This is a genomic window from Lactobacillus sp. M44 (assembly GCF_058130005.1).
The window spans coordinates 137,225-156,037 of the sequence record NZ_CM176707.1; the positions used below are offsets into that span (position 1 = coordinate 137,225).

Below are 18,813 nucleotides of genomic sequence, written 5' to 3' on the forward strand. Positions count from 1 at the left end.
TATCACAAAAGTCTATCATGATCAAAAATTCACGAATATTAATTATTATTTTTATCAATTAGTTTAGATAATTGCACAAATTGTTTAATTGTTAACTGTTCTGGACGAATTTTTTCAGGAAGTTTCATTTCAGAAATTACGTTTAAGCGAACTTTTTTGTCCTTAACTAAGTTCTTTAAATTATTAGCTAATGTCTTGCGACGTTGCATGAAACAAATTTTAACAACTTTTTCAAAGCGCCTTTCATTCCCGACATCTACAGGAGTCTCCAATGGCTGCAAGTTAACTACACAAGAATCAACTTTAGGTCTAGGAATAAATGAAGTATTCTTCACCTCAAATGCCAAATTAACCTTCATCTTAGTTTGAACTGCAATTGTCAATGGGCCAAAATCTTTATGTCCTGGCTTTGCAGCAAGTCTTTGTGCTACTTCTTTTTGCATCATCAAAGTTAAACTTTCAAATTTCAAATCACTATGAATAAAGTAAAAAATAATAGGCGTTGTGATGTAATATGGCAGGTTAGCAACTACCTTAATTGGTTTTGTTAAATCAAAAAATCCAGCTAAATCTTGTTTAAAATCAGCTTTTAAAATATCTTTTAATATCAATTTGAAATGATCTTGGTTATCTAGTTGCTTGGGCAATTCATTATGTAATATTTCAGGAATATCTGAATCTACTTCATAAGCTAAAACTTTAGCTCCTGCTAATAACATCTGTTCAGTTAATGACCCAATTCCAGGGCCTACTTCAATAACTTGATCATTTTCTTTAATATCTGCGGCATTCAAAATTTCATTAATTGCATTTAAATCAACTAAGAAATTTTGACCCAAGTTTTTCTTAGCATTGCCTAAATATTGATTAACTATTGCCTGGGTTCTAACAGGATCAGCGATTGGCATTTTCATGTTTTACCTCATCAACTACTTGTTTCAATGTGTCATAGCTTATGCCAAACATCTGCAATCTTTTGAAAAAATGCTTAGCATTACCATAACCAATTCCTAATTTAATTCCTACCTGAATTCTCAACTGACGTGAATCAGTTAACAAAACAAAACCTAAATCTTGATATTGTGACCAAGTTAAATTAGCTTGCGGTTTTACTTCATGTAACTCTTGCAGCGCTCTTTGCAATACTTTTTTTGAAGCATGTTCTACCCCTAAGCTTTGCCCTTTTTTATTAGGTCTGCCTTCTTTTCTTGTGATAAAAGCTTGCTTTGCATTAGGAACTGCCTTTGTCACTAATCTTCTAATTCTTTCACCATTTAGATCAGGGTCAGTCAAGATAATAATTGAACGAATTGCAGCCAATTCTTTTATTTCTAATAAAGTACTATCAGACACTTCAGAACCATTTGTTTCTATAGTTTCAATCCCTGGAAAAAATTGCTTCAATCTTTTAGTATCATCTTTTCCTTCAACTACCACAACTGCATCAAAATTCTTTTTATTTAATTCCATATACCCTCATCGTATTTTTATAAGTATTAACAGCAACTTCATCTAAGCTAATGCCTTTTAATTCAGCAATAGCTTGAGCTACATATCGAGCATATCCTGGCTCATTTTGGCGACCACGATAAGGTTTAGGAGTTAAATATGGAGCATCAGTTTCAACTAAAAGTCTATCTAAAGGCGTCAATTTAGCTGATTCATGAACATCCGTTGCCTTAGTAAAAGAAACTACCCCAGAATAAGATATATAAACTCCTAAAGCTAAGAATTTTTTCAGCCAATAACTATTTCCATTAAAGCTGTGCAAAATAGCACCAAATTCTAAATTGCTATTTTGCAAAATTTCATAGCAATCTTCAAATGCATCCCTAGTATGGATATTCACTGGCATTTTTAATGAATGTGCTAACTCAATTTGATGAGCAAATATTTTTCTTTGTACATCCCTTGGTGATTCATCCCAATAATAATCTAACCCAATCTCACCCAAAGCCACAGTCTTTGGTAGTTTTAATTGCTTAATTAAATCCGCTTCTTTTTTAGCATCATATTTTTTAGCTTCATCTGGACTAAATCCTACAATTGCATAGACATTATCAAACTCTTGACTTAGTTCAATTGCGCGCTGATTCATCTTCAAATCTTGCCCAACACAAGCCATTTTCACAACATCTAGACTTTTAGCTTGGTCAATATAATATCTTTCTTGATCCCAAAATGGTTCATCATTCAAATGAGTATGAGCATCAAATAACTTCATTATCCTAATACTGCCCCATTCTCATGACTATCATCAACTAAAGCCAATTTAACTTTGCCATCTTTTTCACTGGATAGTAACATTCCTTGACTTTGCAAGCCCATCATCTTGCGAGGCTTTAAGTTAGTAACTGCAATTACCTTTTTATTAACTAATTTTTCATAATCTGGATAAAATTTATGCATTCCACTTAAGATTTGTCTTTGCTCATTACCAAAGTCCAATTTGAAATTCAACAGTTTACTTGATCCTTTAACTGATTCAACTGACATGATTTGACCAACTTGCATTTTCACTTTATCAAAGTCATCAATGGTTATTGTCTTATCTTGCATCTTTTGCTGACTACGAGTTTGTTTTTTAGATTTAGCTTTAGCCATTTCTTGTTTGATATAAGCCACTTCTTCATCATTTTTCAAACGTGGAAAAATAGGTTCTGGCTTTGCAATTACTTTATTATCCCAACCATATTTACCAAAGCCTAAGACTTTTTGAGTATCGTTATCCCATCCAAGGCCTAATTGTTTAAACATTTTAGCTGGGCTTTCAGTCATAATAGGTGAGATCATAACAGCAACTAAACGCAACACTTCAGCAAGATTGCTCATTACACGCAATAAGCTGGCTTTGTCTCCATTTTTGTTCAAAACCCACGGAGTTGTTTCATCAATATATTTATTAGCTCGACGAACTAGTGTCCAAATGCTGTCCAACGCTTGAGAGAAATGCAGTGCATCCATTTGTTCATAATAATTATTAATAGTTTGTTCTGCAACAGCTGCTAGATCTTGACCATATTCATCTTGAATTGCGGCAATAGGTGCGACAACACCATCTTGGTATTGATTAATCATAGAAACAGTTCTATTTAATAAATTACCTAAGTCATTAGCTAAATCAAAGTTAACTCTCTCAACAAAATCCTCTGGTGAAAAACTGCCATCAGCACCAAATGGAATTGCACGCATCAAATAATAGCGCAAACTATCCAAGCCATATCTGTCAACTATTGTTTCAGGATAGACTGCATTGCCCTTTGATTTAGACATTTTGTCTTTATAAATAAGTACCCAACCATGACCAAAGATCTCTTCAGGTAGTGGCAAGTCAAGTGCCATTAACATAATTGGCCAATAAATAGTATGGAATCTAACAATTTCTTTACCTACTAATTGAACATTAGCTGGCCAAAACTTCTTAAATAATTCATCATGATCTGTGCCATAACCAAGTGCTGTAATATAGTTGCTCAACGCATCAATCCATACATAGACAACGTGCTTTGGATCACTAGGTACTTTAATTCCCCAGTCAACTGTAGTTCTAGTAACAGATAAGTCCTCTAGTCCTGGTTTAATAAAATTATTGATCATTTCTTTCTCACGAGAATGAGGCAAGATAAAGTTTGGATGATCTTGATAATACTTCAATAATCTATCAGCGTATTTACTCATCTTGAAAAAGTATGATGGTTCTTTGACTAATTGCACATTATGTCCAGATGGTGCAATTCCGCCAACAACTTTACCAGTTTCATCTTTAAAGACCTTTTTTAGTTGAGATTCAGTAAAGTATTCTTCATCTTCAACTGAATACCAGCCAGTATATTCGCCTAAGTAAATATCACCTTGTTTTAACAATCTTTCAAAGATTTTTTTAACTGCAGCAACATGTTCAGCATCTGTTGTTCTGATAAATTTATCATATGAAATATCTAGTTTCTTCCATAATGTTTTATATTGGTCAGCCATTTGATCAACATATTGTTGTGGTTTGATACCTTGCTTTTCAGCTTTTTGTTCAATTTTTAGACCATGCTCATCAGTACCAGTCAAAAAGAAAGTGTCATAACCTCTTGATTTTTTGTAGCGTGCCATACTATCTGCCGCAATAGTTGTATAAGCATTACCGATAGTCAATCTGCCCGATGGATAGTAAATCGGGGTTGTAATGTAAAAAGTCTTAGACATGTAATTCTCCTCATAAATAGTTTCATATTCATATAATACACCATCAAAAAAAGTAAGTCTTTGTTAGGCTTACTCTTTTTTTAGTTAAATTAAGAATTTTTCTTTGCGTAAATACCATTTCTTCACTACAGAAGTTAATAAAATATAAAATACTAACAAAATTGCAATTACGATCATGTAACTTAGTGGCATTGGACCAAATTTCATTGTTTTAGCTAAACCTGAAAATGGAAGTAGTGTCCCGATAATTCCAGCTCCAAAGGTTCCCATAATCACCGCTAAAGTTGCATGCTGTTGAATAAATGGCATTCTCTTATCACGCAATGCATGAATAACCATTTCTTGAGTCCACAATGATTCAATAAACCATCCTGTATGAAATAGTGCAATAAACATTGCCTTTTGTGCAGGATCAATTGTTCCAAAACTGCCACCTACTAGATGTGGACAAATGAAGAAGAACAATAATCCAAATGTGATAATATCAAAAATCGATGACGTTGGACCAAAGTAAAACATAAACTTAGGTAATTTTTTCGTTGACCATGTTCTTGGAATCTCTAGATATTCAGGAGACATTGTATCAAATGGAATTGATAAACAACTTGTTCCATACAATAAGTCTAATACTAACAGTTGTAATGGAAGCATTGGCAAAAATGGTAAGAATGATGACGCAATTAATACTGACAAAATATTACCAAAGTTAGAACTCAAAGTTATCTTGATATATTTCATTGTATTACCAAAGACTTTACGTCCAATACGAACACCATTTTCCAAAATTCTCAAGTCCTTGTGCAACAAGATAATATCTGCAGACTCTTTAGCAATATCTACAGCAGTATCTACAGAAATTGATACATCAGCTGCCTTCATAGCAGGAGCATCATTAATTCCATCTCCCATATAGCCTACTGTATGACCATTTTTCTTCAGGACTTCAATAATCTTAGTCTTTAATTCAGGTGCTAACTTAACAAAAATATCACATTCTTCAACCATCTTGCTAAGTTCTTCATCACTTTTATCTTCTAAATCAGCTCCAGAATAGACCTTGTCAATTTTTAATCCAACTTGTTGACCAACTGCTCTAGTAACAGCTTCATTATCACCAGTTAAGATCTTCACTGTGATTCCATCTGTTTTTAGTCGATCTAGTGCTTCTTTAGCACTTTCTTTTGGTGGATCCAAAAATGCCAAGAAACCAATAATAATCAAGTCATTTTCATCTTCAACTGAAAATTCACCAACTGGTGCAGGATTCATCTTGTAACCAAGCAGGATAACACGTAATCCATCATGGTTCATATCTTCAATATCAGCTAAGATCTTTTGTTTACGCTCTTCAGTTAAAGTATGAATCTCACCATTAATCTCACATTGAGTTGATGCACTTAACATCTCTTCTGCAGCGCCTTTAGTAACTAAGATATGTTCACCTTGTTTATTTTCAACAACAACACTCATACGTCGGCGTTTAAAGTCAAAAGGAATTTCATCTATCTTGGTGTAATCTTGTTGGATTTTTTTTGTATTTAATTCATCATTGGCGGCTTCAATAACTGCATTATCAATCAAGTCACGCATCCCAGTTTGATAGTAACTATTCAAATATGATAATTCTAGTACGTGAGATTTTTCTTTTAGGTCTAGATTGTAATGACGCTCTAAGACAACTTTATCTTGAGTTAAAGTACCAGTTTTATCAGTACATAAGATATCAGTTGAACCAAAGTTTTGAATGGAGTTCATCTTTTTTACGATAGTACCATGTTTGGACATTTCAACTGAACCTTTAACTAAATTACTAGTCACAATAACTGGCAACATCTCAGGAGTTAATCCAACAGCAGTTGCTATCGCAAAGATCAAAGCACTCATCCAGTCGCCCTTAGTCAATCCATTAATCAAAAAGACCAATGGTGCAATTACTGCAGTCATAGTTAGTAACAATTTTGATACATCTTTAATTCCTGTATCAAAGGTTGTTTGTTTAATACGCTTTTTAGAAATGCTTTGGGCTAATTTACCAAAGATAGTATGATTCCCAGTTGCAATTACAACTCCAGTACCAGAGCCAGAAACAATAGTAGTTCCTTCATATAATACATTAGGATAATCTAAGTATTGATTGAGTTGGTCAGGTTTTGGTTTACTATTGGCGATTTTTTCTACAGGATTAGATTCACCATTTAATGAACTTGATGAACAAAATAAGTCCTTGCTAGTAATTAATCTCATATCAGCCGGAACCATATCACCTGCCGCAACATTAATAATATCACCTACAACAACTTGGTTAGTAGGTAATTCTTGGTCTTTGCCATCTCGTTTGATATTAGTTGTAACAGATACCATTTTTAATAGATCTTGAACTGCATCATTTGTTCTAACGTTTTGGATAAAACTAGTCATCCCCGAAATTACAACCATTGTTAACATAATGATGACTGTGCTCAAGTCCTTTTGATCTGCTGGAACAAACACATAATTAGTAAAAAAAGATAATGTTGCAAGAATTAATAAGACAATAGTAAATGGTGTTAAAAAAGCATCTACAAAAAAATGCCAGATTGAATCATTACTGCGCCTCGCTATTTCATTAGCACCATATTTTTCTCGGTTTTTATCTGCTTGTTTTGTTGTCAAGCCATTAGCAGATGTATTAAATTGTTTTAACGTTTCATCTACTTGAGAATTGGCAATTTTCTTGACTAAACTGATCTCTGCATTATCTTGTTTTTTTACAGATGGTTTCATTTTTAGCATAGCCTTACCCCTTTACTTTTAAAACGCAAACAAACAAAAAGTCTCCCACACAAAAACTGTAGGAGACTAAGTCAGTATTGACTTCCTATATTACTAGTCGTTTGAGTTTTGACACTACGTGACGTAAATAGCTATCTGGGTAACGCCTTAAATCGACAGTACCTATTTAACCCGTTGGCATCTCTGGATGTTTCTGGGCGATAGCGTGTATTCGCGTAGGAGTCTCACCTAACAGTTCATTTGCTCAATTAATTTACATTGTGAGTATAAGCGTTACTGACAAAAAAAGCAAGACTTTTTTCCTGTAACACCTTTGTAAATTATAACTAGTTTATAATCTAAATCCAAAGTCGTAACTAATTAGTTGTGCAATTTTATAAAAGTCTTCATCACGAATATATTCAATATATTCAATATTGCGATGTGCATCACTAGTAAAATCATATGCATGCAATTGATGTGTTACAACTTGTCCCTCAGTTTGATAATCATGCAATGTGTAATATGTTGGATTCGATCTAATCACAGAAGTTATCGGACTCACAATCACAAAATGCGTTGCACGATTATATTCATTACTACTAACTACTAGTGCGGGTCTACGTTTGCGAATCTCATGTCCTCTAGAAGGGTCAAAATCTATCCAAACAATATCTTTTTGTCTTGGCATATATCTATCCATTATTTTTGATCCTTTATTTTAAAAACACAATCTTCATCTTCATATAATTCACCAGATTCAGCATTTAAGTATGGATTATCAACTTTAGGCACTAAAATATATGCGCCACTTTTTTTTGCTAAAACCCATTCATCTCCTGCTTTAAAATCAGTATCATTGGGCAAAGTAAGTAACAGATCTCCATTTTTTTGAACGACTTTAACTTTTCTCATATTCAAACCCTCCAGATAATTGACCTGTGCCTTTATTTTAACGCTTTTATTTTAAATGACTTCAAAAAAAGACTACTAAATTCTAGCAGTCTATTTCTTAACATCTATCCTTTTCCACCCTGAAATGCTGGATATAATGTCATCCCACCATCTACAAACAAGGTAATCCCAGTTACATAACTTGATTCATCAGATGCAAGCCAAGCTGCAGCTGCAGCAACTTCTTCAGGCTTTCCAATCCTTTGCATTGGCACCATTGCAATGGTTTGTTTTAATTGCTTTGGATCAGCAAATTTTTTTGCATTGATTGGCGTATTAATTGCACCAGGCCCAATTGCATTAATTCGAATATTTCTTGCTGCATACTCCATAGCAGTAGTTTGTGTAAATAACTTCACTCCACCTTTTGCTGCAGCGTAACTTGCAAAATTAGGCCAAGGGATTTGTTCATGCACTGAAGACATATTGATGATATTACCTTTTTTATTATTTTTTAAAAAGTAATTTAATGCAGCTTTAGTACCTAAAAATACACCTTCTAAATCAACGTTAATTACTTTTCGCCAATCTTTTAGACTAGTTTCATTTGTTGGACTAGAAATTTCTAATCCTGCATTATTAATCCATACATCTAACTTGCCAAATTTATCTACTGCAGCATCGATTAACTTTTGAATTCCAACCTCAGTTGAAACATCAGCATGTATTGCAACTGCATTACCGCCTAATTGTTTAATTTTTGCAACTGCATCTAATGCACCAGCTTCATCTGAATGATAATTAACAACAACATTCATATGTTCTTTGGCAAATCTTTCAGCAATTGATTTACCGATTCCTTTAGAACTGCCAGTAATGACAGCAACTTTATTTGTTAAATCTTCGTATACCATGATTGTTAACCTCTACAAAAACAAAATATCTTTACTAACTAAATGTAAGTATAACATTTATTTTTGATTTGTCTACATTTGTAATTCAATTCCATAATAAAAAACACTATGATGTTGATCTCATAGTGATTTTTATTAGTTATTAAGCACGTGATTTATATGTTCCATCAGTTGTATTAACAATAAGTTCATCGCCCTCATTAATAAAGTCAGGAACAGTTACAACTAAGCCAGTCTCCATAGTAGCAGGTTTACCACCACCTGCAGCAGTAGCGCCTTTGATACCAGGTTGAGTTTCAACAACCTTCATATTTACAGTAACAGGTAATTCAATCCCGATTAATTGACCATCGTCTGTAAACTCAAGTTGAACTTCAATATTTGGAATCAAATACTTTTTGTCTTCACCTAATTGATCATTAGTGATTTCATATTGTTCATAAGTAGTTGTATCCATGAATGTATTGATATCGCCTTCGCTGTACAAATATTGTGCAGTTTTCTTTGATACTTCGACCAAATCAACTTTTTCACTTGGACGCATGGTCTTGTGAATTACAGCACCACTTTTTACATCACGCAAATCCATTTGCATAACAGTATTACCTTTACCTGGCTTGTGGTGGTTACTTAGCAATACTCGCATCATTTTGCCATCTTGGCTAAATATCATACCTTTTTTTAAATCTATAGCTTGTACCATTTTTATCCATCCTTATTTTTGTTTATAATATTAAGACCATCTGTGAAATAGACGGTGGCAATGCAAACTTTTTGATTAACATTAAATATATCAAATTCATAACGAATCTAGTATAACAAATTAATAGCTAATGTAGCTAATAATTTTAGATATTTAATACCGCCTTAAATCTATTGTATTAACTCGATGATTTTCGCCTTTATGTAAGATAATATTAGCTCTTAATGCAGTTGGCGCAATATATTCATGTAAGTTTACTAAATCTACATTCGTCCAGACATCTTTAGCTGCCGCAATTGCTTTTTTGCGATCGGAATTGGCCCACTTATAATAATAATTATCAGGATTATCTTTGTTTTGATCCAGCAATTCTTCAAATCTATGGATGAACCACTTTTCAATTAATCTTTCAGGAGCATCTAAATAAATTGAAAAATCAAAAAAGTCAGAAGTCACAATATTTCCATTAGGTGGCAATTGCAAAGTATTAATTCCCTCAATAATTAACACATCTGGATTTTTTACATGACCGACTTTATTTGGAACAATATCAGATAAGCTTTGCGAATATAACGGATATTCCACATTAGGTACTCCACTAATTACATCTGTCAAAAATTGATTTAATAGTTTCATATTGTAGCTTTCAGGAAAGCCTTTGCGCTGCATCAAATTGTGGCTAATTAATTCATCATTAGAATATAAAAATCCATCTGTAGTCATGCGGTGAATGGATAAATCAGGAAAGATTCTTTGAAATAATAATCTTAATAGACGTGATGTAGTTGACTTACCAACTGATACAGATCCAGATATTCCAATAATAAATGGTCGATCAATTGGCTTTATATTAAAATAATCTGCTTGTTCATGACGCCAAGCAATTTTATCCGCAATAAATATTTTTAAATATCCTATTAATGGTAGATATATCTCATATACATCAGACATCTCTAAGACATCTCCATGTGCATTGATTTTTTCTAAGTCTTTTGTATCAATTTTTACATGGTGTATTGGTGATAATTGTGCCCATTTTTCTCTAGAAAAACTAGTAAATGAATCCATAATGTACCTTCTTTCAATTAACATAATTATATTATTTTTTGTAAACAAATAGCCATCAAACTTGATGGCCATTTAGCAAATAGTATTAGTATTTCTTAAAATAATTTAAACCAATTGCATCTCTAACTTGTTCTAGAGTCTGGTTAGCAATTGCAGAAGCTTTATTTGAGCCTTCTAATAACACTTCATAAACGCTATCTGTATCTTTAGCAAATTCCATTCTTCGTTGCCTAATTGGTTCTAATTCTTGCTCTAATACCTTTAATAAAAAACGCTTGATCTTTACATCACCTAGACCACCTTTTTGATACTGTTGTTTAAGGTCTTCAACTTCTTCCTTATTTTTATCAAAGATATCTAGATAAGTAAATACAGTATTGCCTTCAACTTTTCCTGGATCTTCAACATGAATATGATCAGGGTCTGTATACATTGACATTACTTTTTGCTTTACAGTATCTGCATCATCAGATAGATAAATTGAATTGCCTAATGACTTAGACATCTTGGCATTTCCATCAAGTCCAGGGAGCCTTCCTTGACCCTTTGGTGGGAAGTAGCCTTTTGGTTCAACCAAAACATCTGTATTATAAATTCGATTAAAGGTTCTTACAATTTCACGTGTTTGCTCTAACATTGGTTCTTGATCATCACCAACTGGAACTATTGTCGCTTTAAACGCAGTAATATCTGCCGCTTGCGATACAGGATATGTTAAAAATCCTGCAGGAATACTATCTTTAAAGCCTTTTTGTTTGATTTCAGTTTTTACAGTAGGATTGCGTTCTAATCGAGCAACTGTAACCAAATCCAAATAATATGCAGTTAATTCAAATAATGCAGGAATTTGTGATTGGACAAAAATAGTTGCCTTTTTAGGATCTAAACCTACTGCCAGATAATCAAGTGCTACTTGAATCAATGAATTACGAATCTTTTCAGGATTGCGTGCATTATCAGTTAATGCTTGAGTATCAGCGATCATAATAAATGGTTGATAGTCACCATCATTTTGCAATTTAACCCGATTTTTTAATGAGCCAATATAATGTCCAATATGCAATTTACCCGTTGGACGATCTCCTGTTAGCAAAATTTCCTTTGCCATAATATTTTTCTCCTTTTGCTTTTACGCCTAATTAATACTTACATTTTAGCAAAAAAATAATCTGTATTAAATCCACCTTGGCGTAAAGTGATTTTCATGCTAAACTTATTAAGTAAACGCGGGTATAGTTTAATGGTAGAATACCAGCTTCCCAAGCTGGGGATGCGGGTTCGATTCACGCTATCCGCTTATAGACAAAATAGCTACAGCCAAATTAAGGCTGTAGCTATTTTTTTACATTAAAATTACCATCATAACTCCATTAACAATTGCTAGATATATTGGAGTTATTATTGTTTGAGTATACAAATATGACCAGGCAAATAAAATACCATAAACTATATTGATTATTAATAGTGGCAATGCGAATTGAAAATTCAAGATACTGAATATTAATCCAGAAATAATTATACCGATAATTCCTGTTACAACATCAGTATCTCTAAACAAATAATTAAAGAAAAATCCACTACTTAAATAAATTTGCAGCGTAGAGATCACAATTCCTTGAACTATGATCAATACCCAAAACAAAGTTTGAGTATCAATTTTAATGAAGTTTTCTTGGAAATTATATTTAGGAATGTAACCATAAGCTTGAAAATATGAAAATAAAATCCGACTGCCTGCAATTATTAATGTCATAATTACTGCAAAAGAAAAATTTCCTAATAGTGGCAATACAAATTGCCGACTAAAAAAGCGTTGCTCACGATTAAAACGATATATAAAAAATAGTAATACCATCGCACTAACTATGCCTAAAAAAATTAAATCCCATAAATGCAATGGAGTCTTTCTTACTACTAGCATAGCTGAACCAATTAGTGCTAAATAAGCAATTAAATAAATAATATATCGAATAAAATTTCCTTGACCTGATCTTGGTGTATTAACCATGATACCCACCTCTGCTTAAACATATCTTATTAATTATAGCAAAAAAATATCTCATTTTTTGTATTTATCTTAAAAAATATTCATTCAATCAGTTGTTATTACGGGAATTTGATATAATATTGTTACCAATGTTTTTAAGGGAGGATTCATAACAATGAAAAAATCCAGAATATGGATCAGTATTTTAACTTTATTTGCTATTGCGTCAATCACTGTAGGCTGCCAATCAAAAAGCAATAACGCTTCATATGATCAAGCAATGAGCGCGGGAAAAACAGCAGTTGCTGATAAAAAATATGATAAAGCACATAGTGAATTTAAGCATGCATATGACATTAAAAAGACCAAAGAAGCTAAAGCTTATGCTGCACAAGCTGATAACATGGATGAAGCAATCAGTACTGCAGAAAAAAGTCATTTTGATGAGGCGATTGACACTGTCAACAAAGTTATCAGTGAACCAAATGGTTATTCAGTTTTAAATAAACAAGCTAAAACTTTAAATGAAACTTTATCTACATGCCAAACAAATTATGAAAATGATATTCAACCATTGCAAGATAAAGCTGATGAAGCTGAAGCTAACAATCAATTCCAAGATGCAATTGATGCATATCAAAAAATCTTAGATTTACCATATATTAATGGTAAATACTATAAAGCAATTAAAAAAGATGCTAAAAAAGGCATTAAACGCGATAAAGCTAAACTAAAAGATAATTCTAGTGCTAAAAGCAAAATAACTAGCTCTGCAACTAAGCAAAGCTCTAATAATACGGCTAATAATCAAAAAGCTAATTCTGCCGTAAATCCAAATACTGGAATTAATAAAGCAGGGGATCATAAAGTTGACGGACAAACAGTATCATCTTCTAATGTATCTCAAATCCGTAGTCAATTAAAATCACTAGGAATTAACCCAGGTCCATGGAGTGACCAAGATATCATCAATTTATATAGATCTGCTGCAGCTAGTGGACATAAAACTCCAGATTCTATTACTAAAGATGATGTTTCAAATTACTTAAAGCATTAATTATGTTTGCTTTTGTGCAATAATCTAGGTAGAATAATTTAGTAATTGTATACAATTAAAGGAGTTTTCACTTTGACTGAAGAAGAAAAAAATACACAAGCAACTGCTCAAAATGAAGATAAAGAATCAGAATTTGAAGTTATAATGCCTGAAGCCAATAGAGTTGAAATGGATAAAACTGAATTTAAAGACCAACCAAGTTACTTATCTAACTTTGCAAACTTCTATATTTCAGAGTTTAACCAAAATGATCTTGAAATTATGAACTTATTTGATACAGATCACAATATTGTTGATATCAACTCATATTTGCTCAATAACAAGGATTTTTCTAGAAAAGAATTAGTTAAACATGTATTACAAATTCATGATTATAACTTTGAAAACTTACTTACTGAAATTACCATACAAACTGACCTTGATCCTAAATCATTAATGACTTATGAAGACTGGTCAAACTGGTATGAATCAAGACGTAAGCTTATTCCAGGATCTTTATCATAACACTTGTAAAATACCAAAAAATATACGAAAATATAGTAGCGTTAAAAAGGATGTCAATCGGCATTCTTTTTTATTTAAAAGTATCTTAATTTGAGGAGATTAAATATGACTCAAAGAACGCGCAAGCGCTTATCCGCTGCCGGTTTATTAATTACTATTGGGATCGTTTATGGAGATATTGGGACTAGTCCTTTATATGTAATGAAATCAATAGTTCAAGGTAATGGCGGTATTGGTAATGTCAACCGAGAATTTATTATTGGTGCAATATCATTAATATTATGGACGATTACTTTATTAACAACATTTAAATACGTCATGATTGCTCTAAAAGCAACTAACCACGGTGAAGGTGGGATATTTGCTTTATATGCTTTAGTCAGAAATCATGCTAAGTGGTTGGTAATTCCTGCATTAATAGGTGGAGCGGCATTACTAGCAGATGGTGCATTAACTCCTGCAGTTACTGTAACAACGGCAATTGAAGGATTAAAGGGCATGAATTTTGGCGGAGAGGTGTTAGTTCCTACGCAAATGACTGTTATCATAATTACGGTAATTATTTTATTTTTGCTGTTTATGATACAACGGCTAGGAACTAGCTTCATCGGAAAAGCCTTTGGTCCTATTATGTTAGTTTGGTTTACTTTTTTAGGTTTAATTGGATTAATGAATATGGCTCATGATTGGTCAATTTTACAAGCTTTAAATCCAATATATGCTATTAAAATTTTGTTCAGCCCTGAAAACAAAGTCGGAATCTTTATTTTAGGATCTGTCTTTTTGGCAACAACTGGTGCTGAAGCTTTATATTCAGATGTTGGACATGTAGGAAAAAGCAACATTATTGGTTCATGGCCATATGTGTTTGCTTGTTTAGCATTAAATTATTTAGGTCAAGGTGTGTGGATTTTGCATAATCCTGGATACCACACTACTGGTGATTTCAACCCATTTTTTGAAATAGTTCCTTCAAACATTCGTTTATTTGCAATTGCACTAGCTACTATGGCTGCAATCATTGCATCACAAGCTTTGATTACTGGTTCATTTACATTAGTATCTGAAGCTAGTCAGTTGAAGTTCTTGCCTAGAATGAATATTTTTTATCCATCAACTGAACAAGGTCAGATATACATCCCAGCTGTTAACAAAATGATTGGTTTCGTAACTATTGCGGTTGTTTTTGCCTTCCAAACTTCAGCTCATATGGAGGCTGCATATGGTTTGGCAATTACGGTCACAATGTTAATGACTTCATTATTATTATTTGAATATCTTGGAAATATTAAAGTTCCTATGTTTTTGCGACTGCTATTCATCTTATTCTTCGGCTCTATTGAAACTATGTTCTTAATCTCAAGTTTGATTAAGTTTGTTCATGGTGGATATGTCACAGTTTTAATTGGTGGATTCATTTTATTAGTAATGTATATTTGGTACTTTGGTAATAAAGTCCGTGATAAACGTGAAAGCCAAAATTCATATGTCAGATTAGATGAGTATACTGGGATGCTAACTAACTTAAGTCATGATGAAGATTATCCAACTTATGCGACTAATTTAGTTTACATGGCCAAAGTTAAATACAATAAATTCATCAAACGTGAAATCTTATATTCAATTTTGGATAAAAGACCTAAACGAGCTCGGGCATATTGGTTTGTGACTGTAAATGTCACTAATGAACCATTTACTGCAGAATATGCGGTAAATACTTATGGCACAAAAAATGTAATTAATATTCAGTTATTCTTAGGTTTTAAAAAACAAACCAGTGTGAATGTTTACTTGAGGCAAATTGTTCATGATCTAATTGCAGATGGAACAATCGAAGCACAACCACAAGAATACACTACCACACCAGGACGTGATGTTGGTGATTTTTCATTTGTTATTGTGCAAGATGTAGTTAGTCCACAAACTGAACTTACTAACTACGAAAAAGGAATTATTCAAGCAAGAGTTTGGCTGCAAAACTTATCTTCTAACCCAGCCTCTTGGTTTGGCTTAGAGTATGCAGATACTGTTGTTGAAAGAATTCCATTAATTTTAGGGCGTCCTACTCCTTCATATATTAAGCGAGTTGAGCCACGTGATTACAATCAAATAAAACGGGAATTAGAAGGAAACAATGATCCATTCTAATCAAAAAGGCTTCTAGCGATGCTAGAGGCCCTTTATTTTTGCTAGAATCTATTCCAATACCTTGCTAAATATTTAGTGGTTAATGTCTTAGGATCTTTGATTAATTGTAATGGTTTACCTTGAGCAACAATCTTTCCTCCTAATTCTCCTCCTCGAGGTCCTAAATCTACCATATAATCTGCATTAACTATCACATTTAAATCATGTGTAATTACAATGATAGTTGCTCCTTTATTTAATAATTTTTGCATTACTTGAATTAAAACTCCAACATCTATTGGATGCAAACCAATAGTTGGTTCATCAAAAACAAATAAAGTAGTTTCTTGTCTTTGGCTCAAGTGTTTTACTAATTTTAATCTTTGAGCTTCACCACCAGATAATGCAGGAGTGCTTTCTCCTAGATGCAGATACCCTAATCCAACTTCTGAAAGCAAACGCAATTCTCTTTCAATTTTTTCTTCTTTTTCAAAAATTGGCATAGCTTGTCGCACATCTAATTTCAAAATATCGACAATTGATAATCCATTCCATCTAACCTGTTGAATCGTTGGATTATAGCGATCACCATGGCAGACTGGACATGTTTCTTGCATATCTGGCAGATATTGGATATCCAATGTAACTACACCAGAACCTCCACAATTAGGACATGCACCTTGTTTATTATTGTATGAAAAACTACTTGCGCTGTATCCTAGTTTAATTGCCAAAGGCTGTTTAGCAAATAATTGTCGTAAATTATCCATAATAGTTGTATATGTGGCCACTGTCGAACGGGTACTTTTGCCAACAGGAGTCGCATTAACACTAACAACATGTTTTAGTGGACTAATTAGTTCAACAACTTGTTTTGGTAATTGTTTTTTAGATTCTTTATCTTTCATCGCTTTAACTAAAGAATCTAAAATCAAACTAGTTTTACCAGCACCTGAAAATCCAGTTACAACAGTTAATTCATTAATTGGAAATTGTGCAATAACATCTTTTAAATTAAAGTAGTTCTTGACATGCAATTTAATCTTTTCTGGGTTCTGCATTTTAACTGGCTGCCTAACTAAAATCTTAGCTTGACCACTAATATAAGGCCCAATTAAAGAATCTGGATCTTCAGTTAAATCTTTAGGTGTTCCTTGAGCAATCACTTGCCCACCTTGAACTCCAGATCCAGGTCCTAGTTCAATGATCCAATCCGCTTCTTTAATAATATCTACATTATGGTCAACAACCACTAAAGAATTACCTTGATCAACTAATTCATGGAATACATGTAATAACCCACTAATATTATCTGGATGTAGTCCAATTGAGGGCTCATCTAATACATATAACACTCCAGTTGTTTGAGTTCTCAATGTTCTTGCTAGTTGAATTCTTTGCAATTCACCAGTTGACAGCGTTGAGCCACTTCTAGCTAGTGTTAAATAATCTAATCCTAATTCAACTAATGGTTGATAGTTATCTTTAAATTCAACTAAAATTGCTCGTGTCATTTTCTGCATGTCATCAGGTAATTCTAATTTTATTTTTTCAATCCATGCAGGTAATTTACTTAAAGGTAAATCACTAACTTGTGCAATATTTAATCCAGCAGTTAATTGGGTTAATAACTTGGGATTAAATCGTGATCCATGACACATTGGACAAATTTTTAATGTAAAAAATTGTTCTCTTAATCTTTGCTGAGAACGTGCACTTTTACTTGTTTTAACCGATTCTAAAACTGAGTTTTTTGCATTTTCATATAAAGTATTGAAATCATGAAAAACTCTACCTGTGCTTGATCTAAAATCCATTTTATATTTGGTTTTTGATCCATATAAGACAAAGTGCTTTTGTTTTTCAGTTAAATCTTTATATGGAATATTAATTGGAATGCCTGCAAATTCAGCAACTTTAGGCATGAAATTACGCCCTGGCAAATGCCATGGAGCAACAGCACCTTCTTTAATTGTTAAATTTGGATCTAAAATTAATTTACTTTCATCTAATATCTGGATTTTTCCTGTTCCATGACATTCAGGACAAGCCCCAGTTGAATTAAAAGAAAAATCTTGTGCTTCATATGCTTTAAATTGAACATGGCAAATTGGACAAGTAATTAATCCTTGCTTTGGTCCTACTTTACTCAATGCTTCCGCAATTTTTAAGCTTGGTTTTATTTGATGTCCATTAGGGCAGCGTGGGGAACCTAATCTAGAAAAAATTAATCTAACTACATTAAATACCTCACTCATTGTCCCCACTGTAGCTCGATCAGTTGGCACACTTGGGCGTTGATGCAAAGCTAAAGCTGATGGAATATGTTTAACTTCTCTAACTTCAGCTTGATTGCCTAACTTAATTCTTCGCCTTGTATAAGTAGATAATGCTTCTAAATAGCGTCTAGACCCTTCTTCATATAAAATCCCCATTGCCAGCGAACTTTTTCCTGAACCAGATAACCCAGAAATTGCCACAAATTTATTTAAAGGAATGTCAACATCAATATTTTTTAAGTTATGGACTTGACCTCCACGAACTTCAATTTTAGTTGGTTGAGACATATTTTTCTCCACCTTTCAATCCAAAAACCGCTTACCTTTAGTTTACT

Annotated in this window: 16 protein-coding genes, 1 tRNA gene and 1 riboswitch; of the genes, 4 read left to right on the forward strand and 13 right to left on the reverse strand. The window is 32.9% G+C overall.

Annotation, left to right across the window (positions count from 1 at the left end):
• Window positions 1–38: 38 nt before the first annotated feature.
• The 11 genes from rsmA to trpS all read right to left on the reverse strand — a co-directional run bounded on the left by rsmA (window position 39) and on the right by trpS (window position 11,632).
• Window positions 39–914 carry a 16S rRNA (adenine(1518)-N(6)/adenine(1519)-N(6))-dimethyltransferase RsmA gene (gene rsmA / locus AC38BG_RS00785; protein WP_489937284.1) on the reverse strand — a complete coding sequence of 292 codons (876 nt, stop codon included), beginning with the start codon at window positions 912–914 and terminating at the stop codon, window positions 39–41.
• Window positions 895–1,470, reverse strand: coding sequence for a ribonuclease M5 (gene rnmV, locus AC38BG_RS00790; protein ID WP_489937285.1), 576 nt, complete (start codon window positions 1,468–1,470; stop codon window positions 895–897). The genes rsmA and rnmV overlap by 20 nt, the downstream gene beginning before the upstream one ends.
• Window positions 1,457–2,224, reverse strand: coding sequence for a TatD family hydrolase (locus tag AC38BG_RS00795; protein ID WP_489937286.1), 768 nt, complete (start codon window positions 2,222–2,224; stop codon window positions 1,457–1,459). Before AC38BG_RS00795 ends, rnmV begins: the two co-directional genes overlap by 14 nt.
• On the reverse strand, window positions 2,224–4,212 hold the full coding sequence (gene metG, locus AC38BG_RS00800) for a methionine--tRNA ligase (RefSeq protein ID WP_489937813.1): 1,989 nt from the start codon (window positions 4,210–4,212) through the stop codon (window positions 2,224–2,226). The genes AC38BG_RS00795 and metG overlap by 1 nt, the downstream gene beginning before the upstream one ends.
• 66 nt (window positions 4,213–4,278) lie before the next feature.
• On the reverse strand, window positions 4,279–6,966 hold the full coding sequence (mgtA, locus tag AC38BG_RS00805; protein ID WP_489937287.1) for a magnesium-translocating P-type ATPase: 2,688 nt from the start codon (window positions 6,964–6,966) through the stop codon (window positions 4,279–4,281).
• Window positions 6,967–7,051: 85 nt separating this feature from the next.
• A riboswitch (M-box (ykoK) riboswitch) is annotated at window positions 7,052–7,209 on the reverse strand.
• Window positions 7,210–7,297: 88 nt separating this feature from the next.
• Window positions 7,298–7,648 (reverse strand): type II toxin-antitoxin system PemK/MazF family toxin, encoded by a 351-nt coding sequence (locus AC38BG_RS00810; RefSeq protein ID WP_489937288.1) that lies wholly within the window; start codon window positions 7,646–7,648, stop codon window positions 7,298–7,300.
• Window positions 7,648–7,860, reverse strand: a complete 213-nt coding sequence (locus AC38BG_RS00815; protein WP_489937289.1) for a type II toxin-antitoxin system PemI/MazE family antitoxin — start codon at window positions 7,858–7,860, stop codon at window positions 7,648–7,650. The genes AC38BG_RS00810 and AC38BG_RS00815 overlap by 1 nt, the downstream gene beginning before the upstream one ends.
• A gap of 104 nt (window positions 7,861–7,964) precedes the next feature.
• Window positions 7,965–8,753, reverse strand: a complete 789-nt coding sequence (locus AC38BG_RS00820; RefSeq protein WP_489937290.1) for a glucose-1-dehydrogenase — start codon at window positions 8,751–8,753, stop codon at window positions 7,965–7,967.
• Between the two features lie 142 nt (window positions 8,754–8,895).
• Complete coding sequence (gene efp / locus AC38BG_RS00825; RefSeq protein WP_489937291.1) at window positions 8,896–9,456, reverse strand: elongation factor P; 561 nt, start codon at window positions 9,454–9,456, stop codon at window positions 8,896–8,898.
• Window positions 9,457–9,609: 153 nt separating this feature from the next.
• On the reverse strand, window positions 9,610–10,524 hold the full coding sequence (gene coaA, locus AC38BG_RS00830; RefSeq protein ID WP_489937292.1) for a type I pantothenate kinase: 915 nt from the start codon (window positions 10,522–10,524) through the stop codon (window positions 9,610–9,612).
• 85 nt (window positions 10,525–10,609) lie between these two features.
• Window positions 10,610–11,632 (reverse strand): tryptophan--tRNA ligase, encoded by a 1,023-nt coding sequence (trpS, locus tag AC38BG_RS00835; protein ID WP_489937293.1) that lies wholly within the window; start codon window positions 11,630–11,632, stop codon window positions 10,610–10,612.
• A 118-nt stretch (window positions 11,633–11,750) separates the two neighbouring features.
• Here trpS and AC38BG_RS00840 point away from each other — a divergent pair.
• Window positions 11,751–11,821, forward strand: a tRNA-Gly gene (locus tag AC38BG_RS00840).
• Window positions 11,822–11,866: 45 nt separating this feature from the next.
• On the opposite strand, the gene AC38BG_RS00845 is transcribed toward AC38BG_RS00840, so the two are convergent.
• Complete coding sequence (locus tag AC38BG_RS00845; protein ID WP_489937294.1) at window positions 11,867–12,532, reverse strand: CPBP family glutamic-type intramembrane protease; 666 nt, start codon at window positions 12,530–12,532, stop codon at window positions 11,867–11,869.
• A gap of 154 nt (window positions 12,533–12,686) precedes the next feature.
• On the opposite strand from AC38BG_RS00845, the gene AC38BG_RS00850 reads away from it, so the two are divergent.
• The 3 genes from AC38BG_RS00850 to AC38BG_RS00860 all read left to right on the forward strand — a co-directional run bounded on the left by AC38BG_RS00850 (window position 12,687) and on the right by AC38BG_RS00860 (window position 16,220).
• The gene (locus tag AC38BG_RS00850; protein ID WP_489937295.1) at window positions 12,687–13,568 is read left to right on the forward strand and encodes a hypothetical protein; all 882 of its coding nucleotides are present in this window, start codon (window positions 12,687–12,689) and stop codon (window positions 13,566–13,568) included.
• Between the two features lie 72 nt (window positions 13,569–13,640).
• Complete coding sequence (locus AC38BG_RS00855) at window positions 13,641–14,072, forward strand: hypothetical protein (RefSeq protein WP_489937296.1); 432 nt, start codon at window positions 13,641–13,643, stop codon at window positions 14,070–14,072.
• Window positions 14,073–14,177: 105 nt separating this feature from the next.
• On the forward strand, window positions 14,178–16,220 hold the full coding sequence (locus tag AC38BG_RS00860) for a KUP/HAK/KT family potassium transporter (protein WP_489937297.1): 2,043 nt from the start codon (window positions 14,178–14,180) through the stop codon (window positions 16,218–16,220).
• A 41-nt stretch (window positions 16,221–16,261) separates the two neighbouring features.
• On the opposite strand, the gene AC38BG_RS00865 is transcribed toward AC38BG_RS00860, so the two are convergent.
• Window positions 16,262–18,766, reverse strand: a complete 2,505-nt coding sequence (locus AC38BG_RS00865) for an ATP-binding cassette domain-containing protein (protein WP_489937298.1) — start codon at window positions 18,764–18,766, stop codon at window positions 16,262–16,264.
• Window positions 18,767–18,813: the final 47 nt, after the last annotated feature.

Bases quoted from the DNA above. Each gene is read 5' to 3' on its own strand.
- AC38BG_RS00815 (WP_489937289.1), bottom strand. From the start codon at position 7,860: ATGAGAAAAGTTAAAGTCGTTCAAAAAAATGGAGATCTGTTACTTACT.
- trpS (WP_489937293.1), bottom strand. From the start codon at position 11,632: ATGGCAAAGGAAATTTTGCTAACAGGAGATCGTCCAACGGGTAAATTG.
- rnmV (WP_489937285.1), bottom strand. From the start codon at position 1,470: ATGGAATTAAATAAAAAGAATTTTGATGCAGTTGTGGTAGTTGAAGGA.
- AC38BG_RS00850 (WP_489937295.1), top strand. From the start codon at position 12,687: ATGAAAAAATCCAGAATATGGATCAGTATTTTAACTTTATTTGCTATT.
- AC38BG_RS00820 (WP_489937290.1), bottom strand. From the start codon at position 8,753: ATGGTATACGAAGATTTAACAAATAAAGTTGCTGTCATTACTGGCAGT.
- efp (WP_489937291.1), bottom strand. From the start codon at position 9,456: ATGGTACAAGCTATAGATTTAAAAAAAGGTATGATATTTAGCCAAGAT.
- AC38BG_RS00865 (WP_489937298.1), bottom strand. From the start codon at position 18,766: ATGTCTCAACCAACTAAAATTGAAGTTCGTGGAGGTCAAGTCCATAAC.
- AC38BG_RS00810 (WP_489937288.1), bottom strand. From the start codon at position 7,648: ATGGATAGATATATGCCAAGACAAAAAGATATTGTTTGGATAGATTTT.
- AC38BG_RS00795 (WP_489937286.1), bottom strand. From the start codon at position 2,224: ATGAAGTTATTTGATGCTCATACTCATTTGAATGATGAACCATTTTGG.
- coaA (WP_489937292.1), bottom strand. From the start codon at position 10,524: ATGGATTCATTTACTAGTTTTTCTAGAGAAAAATGGGCACAATTATCA.
- mgtA (WP_489937287.1), bottom strand. From the start codon at position 6,966: ATGCTAAAAATGAAACCATCTGTAAAAAAACAAGATAATGCAGAGATC.
- AC38BG_RS00860 (WP_489937297.1), top strand. From the start codon at position 14,178: ATGACTCAAAGAACGCGCAAGCGCTTATCCGCTGCCGGTTTATTAATT.
- AC38BG_RS00845 (WP_489937294.1), bottom strand. From the start codon at position 12,532: ATGGTTAATACACCAAGATCAGGTCAAGGAAATTTTATTCGATATATT.
- rsmA (WP_489937284.1), bottom strand. From the start codon at position 914: ATGAAAATGCCAATCGCTGATCCTGTTAGAACCCAGGCAATAGTTAAT.